Source organism: Mesorhizobium sp. M7A.T.Ca.US.000.02.2.1 (assembly GCF_003996995.1).
In the GTDB taxonomy this organism is placed as follows: Bacteria; Pseudomonadota; Alphaproteobacteria; order Rhizobiales; family Rhizobiaceae; genus Mesorhizobium.
The window spans coordinates 1-4,858 of sequence record NZ_RZTT01000431.1 but is presented as its reverse complement, the minus strand read 5'-3'; the positions used below and the strand labels follow the sequence as shown (position 1 = coordinate 4,858).

The following is a 4,858-nucleotide window of genomic DNA, read 5'->3' as shown; positions in this document are numbered from 1 at the left end:
ACAACGTCGTATCCGTCCCGCAAAAGACGTTCGCACAAATGCGATCCTAAAAACCCCGCTCCTCCGGCGACAAGGGCGCGTCGTCGGCTTTGGTTGGCGCCCCTTTGGCTGCCGGATTCCAGTTTCAGAACCTTGACAAGCTTACCCATGCTTTCCTCGCACGCACCGCACACGCTACCGCCGGGGCCGGGACAAAGCATCGCCCGGCCACGTTCCTGAGAACGTGGCAAACCTCCGCGTCTGCGGAATCGCCATCACTGATGTGCGTTAATTGTTCTTTGGCTTTCGCGAAGCTGGTACGACTACACGACCTCCGTGCTGCCGCTCAGCATTCTCTGCGCCCCGAAAACGCGGTCACCCGCTCGGTGTCACCATCGCCGATTGCTCGCCCAAATTGCACATCCCAACATATCGAAAATATACCTGTGGAAATTATAGTCAACTAAATTAGTGATTTCTTAACCAAGTGCACTCGCGGATGGTTAACATGAGGGGGCGACGGTCTCTCGGGCTGAAACACGGCGCATACGGAAAATCCTCTTTACTAATCAGCATATTGGCTCGATCGACGACAATGTGTGACCGGACGCGGAAGCTGTCCCTTCAGGTAGAATCGAAACTTGACAGCAAGGACGGCCGAGAATGAGCCGGCAGCGATGTCAGCGCAGCGCGCGAAATACTCGGCTTAATTTTTGAGCGCATAGGTAGAACCTTGAATTGTTGCGCGGCCACGCCGCCAATCTGGTTGCGCTCGCACCCGCACGGCCCACCTCCAGGTGGCTGCCCGCAACTGGCCATCGCCTTTTGGCCGTCGGGGCGCTATGGCAAGGTCACGATACGCCATGGTGATCTGAATGCGCTTTCTGTTTGTCCTGATCCTGCTCGTCGGCGCCGGCATCGGTGTCGTCTATCCCTGGGCGATGAGCAACTTCTCCGGCCATGAGATCGGCACCTGGCGGGTCTATGAGCAGGGCCGCTTCAAGCGGCTGACGGTGCCGCTCTCCGGCCGCGACGCGCCTGTGCGGGTGCTGGTCGACCTGACCGCAAGAGCCGAGCGCATCGTTTCGCAGCAGCGCACCGTGCTGACGCTGACCGCTGCAAGCAATGGCCGCACGGTGCTCGCCTCGACGCTGCAGTTCAACCATTCCGACAATCCTCGCCAGGCTAGCCCGCAACTGACCGACAAGATCTTTCGCGACGAGGCCGGCGTGATCGCGACCGTCAGCCCGGGCCCCTATACCTTCACCGTCGGACCGGGTGATGCCGACGACATACCGATGCGGGCGGTCGATCTCATCCTGCGCTCCGGCGCCGGCGAGATCGACAGCCGTGCACGGCCGGTCGGCTTCGCGCTGATGGCGATCGGCCTGATCGGATTCTTGCTGACTTTGCGCACTCGGGGCGGCCGGCCGGAAAATCCGAACTCGCAGCCGCCACCGCCGCGTTGGGGCAGGGGCTGATGCATGTCGCCCAAAAGTGTGCAGCGGTTTTGGGACAACGACATGCATAACGGCACAAAACCATGAACTACCGCCACGCCTATCATGCCGGGAATTTTGCTGACGTCGTCAAGCATGTCGTGCTGACGCGCTTGCTCGAGTATCTGAAGCAGAAGGATAAGGCGTTTCGGGTCGTCGACACTCATGCCGGCATTGGCCGCTACGACCTGTCGTCCGCCGAGGCGCAGAAGACGGGTGAATGGCAAGGCGGCATCGGCAGGCTGATCGATGCCCCGTTCGCCGCTCCGGTGGCGGCGCTGCTCGAGCCTTATCTAAAGACAATACGGTCGCTCAATCCCGAGGGTGGCATCCAGAAGTACCCGGGCTCGCCGCTGATTGCACGCCATCTCATGCGCAAGCAGGATCGGCTGACGGCGATCGAGCTACACCCCAAGGACGCCGCGAGGCTGAGGACGTTCTTTGCCGGCGATTTCCAGGCCCGGATCATCGAGCTCGATGGCTGGCTGGCGCTCGGCGCGCATCTGCCGCCGAAGGAAAAGCGCGGCCTTGTCCTCATCGATCCGCCATTCGAGGAAGCGGGTGAGTTCGAACGCCTCGTCGACGGGCTGATAAGGGCGCACAAGCGGTGGCCCGGCGGCATCTACGCGCTCTGGTATCCGATCAAGGACCGGAAGGCGATCATCGCCTTCCGCAAGGCGCTGAAGCAATCCGGCATTCCGAAGCTGCTCGACATCGAGTTCGAGATCAGGCCGGCCTCTTCGGAACCCAGCCTCGACGGCAGCGGTCTGCTGGTGGTCAACCCGCCGTTCACGCTGGAGGGCGAGCTGCGGACGCTGCTGCCGGCCCTGCACAGGCTGCTTGCGGTGGGGCGACCGGCGCACTGGTCGCTGGAATGGCTGGCCGGCGAGCAGGCTTGAGGCGGGCTCATCGACGACCCAGGGACCGTGCTCCTTTGGGTCTGGATATGAACGTGCCAGAGCCATTCCGGTGCGTGCAAATTCGGCTTTGGTCAAAAAGCGGTTTCAAACTGGGAAACCATTGTCAACGCAACCGCTTGACCGCCGCCGAGCGAATCCGCACAGTGCGCGCAATCGACCTTGAGAGGCTGCCATGACTCGCTTCGCCAAATCCGCCCTTGCCGCCCTGATTTCGCTCTGCACCCCGCTTGCCGCGCCTCTCGGTATCACCCAGACCGTTCAGGCCGCCGATCTTACTGTCTATTCCGATGAAGACAGCGAGGTCTGCGGTCAGCCCTGGGTACTGAACAAGATCACCAGCCGCTTTTCCTATCAGGTGCATCACGTGCCGCATCTGCCTGACGTGCAGATCACCGATTTCCGGCGCATCCACCAGCATCGCTATCTGGCGGCCAACGATACCTGGCCGATCGGTCGCCGTTATTGCGGCGCCACCGTCAGCCTGTCCGACGGCCGCGATCGCACCATCTGGTACCTGATCGAGGAAGGCCAGGGCTTTGCCTCGATCGGCGACAATGTCGAATTCTGCGTCTCGGGCTTCGACCGCTGGATGGTCTACAACGGCCGCTGCCGCATTCTGCGCTAGACCCCGTTTCCCCTTCCAATCTCTTTCGCGCCTGTGGCCTGATCGGCCGCAGGCGTTTTCGTGCCGTTGACAGCAGGTTCGATCCGTCGCATAGAGGTGAGACAGACCTGTCTCACTACTAGGTAATCTCCATGACGCCATCGTCCGCTTCCGGCAAGCGCCAACACGTCGTTGACACGGCCTACGTGCTGTTCAAGCGCGCCGGCTTCCATGCCACCGGTATCGACCGGATCATCGCCGAAGCCGATGTGGCCAAGATGACGATGTATCGCCACTTTCCCAGCAAGGACGAACTGATCGTCGAGGTGCTCGACTATCGCGCTATGCGTTTCGACCGCCAACTCGACCGGCTCGCCCAGGAGGACGTTCCGCCGGAGCAGAAAATCGGAAAAATCTTCGACTGGCATGCACGCTGGTTCCGCAGCCCGGATTTCCATGGCTGTCTGTTCGCACATGCGCTGGCCGAGTTCGGCGATCCCGGGCACCCGATTTTCGAGGCCGTTGTCAGGCAGAAGAACGGCCTCAAGCGGCGCATGCAGTCTATCCTCGAAGAGATGATGCCGCACGGCTGCGCCGAGAGCGTGGCGGCGACGCTGCTTATGCTGATCGAAGGTGCGACCTTGCTGGCGCAGATGGGGCAAGCAGAAGCCGCCATTCGCGACTCCCGCAAGGCGGCCATGGGCATCGTCGCCGCCTCGCGCCGGCCGCAATGAGCCCGCTGGTAATCGGGCTCGCATTGTTTGCGGCGATCCTGCACGCAAGCTGGAACGCGTTCCTGCGCACGGGGGCCGACAGGTTGTGGACCGTCACTGTCATGAGCTTTTCAAGCACGGCGCTCGCCATCCCCTTCGCCTTCTTCCACGACCTTCCGGCCGCGCCGGCCTGGTTCTATATCGTGCTCTCGGCCTGCCTGCAGGTTGGCTACACCTTGTTTCTCGTGGCCGCCTACAGATATGGCGAACTGGGGCAGGTCTATCCGATCGTTCGCGGCAGCGTGCCGCTGCTTGTCACGCTCGGCGGGTTCTTCCTGGCCAACCAGCAGCTCACTCTGCCGCAGACCGTCGGCGTCGCGCTGGTCGCTGGCGGCATCATGGGCCTTTCGCTCGGACAGGGCAGGGCCGCCACGACATCGATATTCTATGCATTGGCAACGGGAGCGATCATCGCCGCCTATGCGACGGTCGATGCGCTCGGCGTTCGGGCGGCGGGAAATGCCGGCGCCTACACCGCATGGGTCCTGCTGATCTACGGCGCGTTGCTGCCGGCGGCCTTCGTCGCCTGCCGTGGCCGGCTCATTGTCGACCCGCGCGCGCCTGAAACCTGGAAGGCGCTCGGCGGAGGCCTGTTTGCACTTCTGGCCTACGGTGTCGTGGTCGCGGCCTTCGCGCTCGGACCAGCAGGTCCGATCACCGCGATCCGCGAAACCAGCGTCGTCTTCGCGGCCTTCATCGGACGCCTGTTCCTCGGCGAGATGCTGACGCCGCGGCGGGTCGGCGCCTGCGCTATCGTCGCGCTCGGCGCCATCTGCCTCGGCTATCAGTCCTGACGGAAATGCGGATCGCGAAGATTCTGGACGGCAGCCCGTCTCAGGACGGCGAGGGCTGCTGACGATTTTTGCCACCGGCATCGCGCTCAATCTTGGCAATCCGAAAATGCCGTGTTCTACGTCGCGCTGTTGCCTAGCGGCGTCGGCGCATCGCTCAATGCTGCTCATCTTGGTGTGCTGATGATGGTGATCCTGGCTGTTGAAGCGGTGGTGATCGGCGTTCATGTCATCCTCGCCGGCCGCGCCCGCAGCCTGTTGCGCACGCCAGGGATCGTACGCCGCGCGGTTC

6 protein-coding genes and 1 pseudogene are annotated in these 4,858 nt (G+C 62.5%); 6 read left to right on the top strand and 1 reads right to left on the bottom strand.

Features of this window, described 5'->3' with window-relative positions:
• Positions 1-149: NAD-dependent epimerase/dehydratase family protein (locus EOD15_RS28520; RefSeq protein WP_127409057.1), on the bottom strand; the 149-nt coding region annotated here is incomplete at its 3' end.
• 705 nt (positions 150-854) lie between these two features.
• On the opposite strand from EOD15_RS28520, the gene EOD15_RS28515 reads away from it, so the two are divergent.
• The 6 genes and pseudogenes from EOD15_RS28515 to EOD15_RS37040 all read left to right on the top strand — a co-directional run.
• Positions 855-1,460 carry a hypothetical protein gene (locus tag EOD15_RS28515; RefSeq protein ID WP_127319041.1) on the top strand — a complete coding sequence of 202 codons (606 nt, stop codon included), beginning with the start codon at positions 855-857 and terminating at the stop codon, positions 1,458-1,460.
• Positions 1,461-1,522: 62 nt separating this feature from the next.
• Complete coding sequence (locus EOD15_RS28510; protein ID WP_127319039.1) at positions 1,523-2,377, top strand: 23S rRNA (adenine(2030)-N(6))-methyltransferase RlmJ; 855 nt, start codon at positions 1,523-1,525, stop codon at positions 2,375-2,377.
• Between the two features lie 193 nt (positions 2,378-2,570).
• Positions 2,571-3,023 (top strand): hypothetical protein, encoded by a 453-nt coding sequence (locus tag EOD15_RS28505; protein WP_127319037.1) that lies wholly within the window; start codon positions 2,571-2,573, stop codon positions 3,021-3,023.
• A 131-nt stretch (positions 3,024-3,154) separates the two neighbouring features.
• Positions 3,155-3,736: a TetR/AcrR family transcriptional regulator gene (locus tag EOD15_RS28500; RefSeq protein ID WP_127319035.1), complete on the top strand. Its 582-nt coding sequence runs from the start codon at positions 3,155-3,157 to the stop codon at positions 3,734-3,736.
• Complete coding sequence (locus EOD15_RS28495; protein ID WP_127319033.1) at positions 3,733-4,569, top strand: DMT family transporter; 837 nt, start codon at positions 3,733-3,735, stop codon at positions 4,567-4,569. The genes EOD15_RS28500 and EOD15_RS28495 overlap by 4 nt, the downstream gene beginning before the upstream one ends.
• A gap of 31 nt (positions 4,570-4,600) precedes the next feature.
• Positions 4,601-4,858 (top strand): annotated as a pseudogene (locus tag EOD15_RS37040) (LysE family translocator); the annotation flags it as partial.

Bases quoted from the DNA above. Each gene is read 5' to 3' on its own strand.
- EOD15_RS28495 (WP_127319033.1), top strand. From the start codon at position 3,733: ATGAGCCCGCTGGTAATCGGGCTCGCATTGTTTGCGGCGATCCTGCAC.
- EOD15_RS28515 (WP_127319041.1), top strand. From the start codon at position 855: ATGCGCTTTCTGTTTGTCCTGATCCTGCTCGTCGGCGCCGGCATCGGT.
- EOD15_RS28500 (WP_127319035.1), top strand. From the start codon at position 3,155: ATGACGCCATCGTCCGCTTCCGGCAAGCGCCAACACGTCGTTGACACG.
- EOD15_RS28505 (WP_127319037.1), top strand. From the start codon at position 2,571: ATGACTCGCTTCGCCAAATCCGCCCTTGCCGCCCTGATTTCGCTCTGC.
- EOD15_RS28510 (WP_127319039.1), top strand. From the start codon at position 1,523: ATGAACTACCGCCACGCCTATCATGCCGGGAATTTTGCTGACGTCGTC.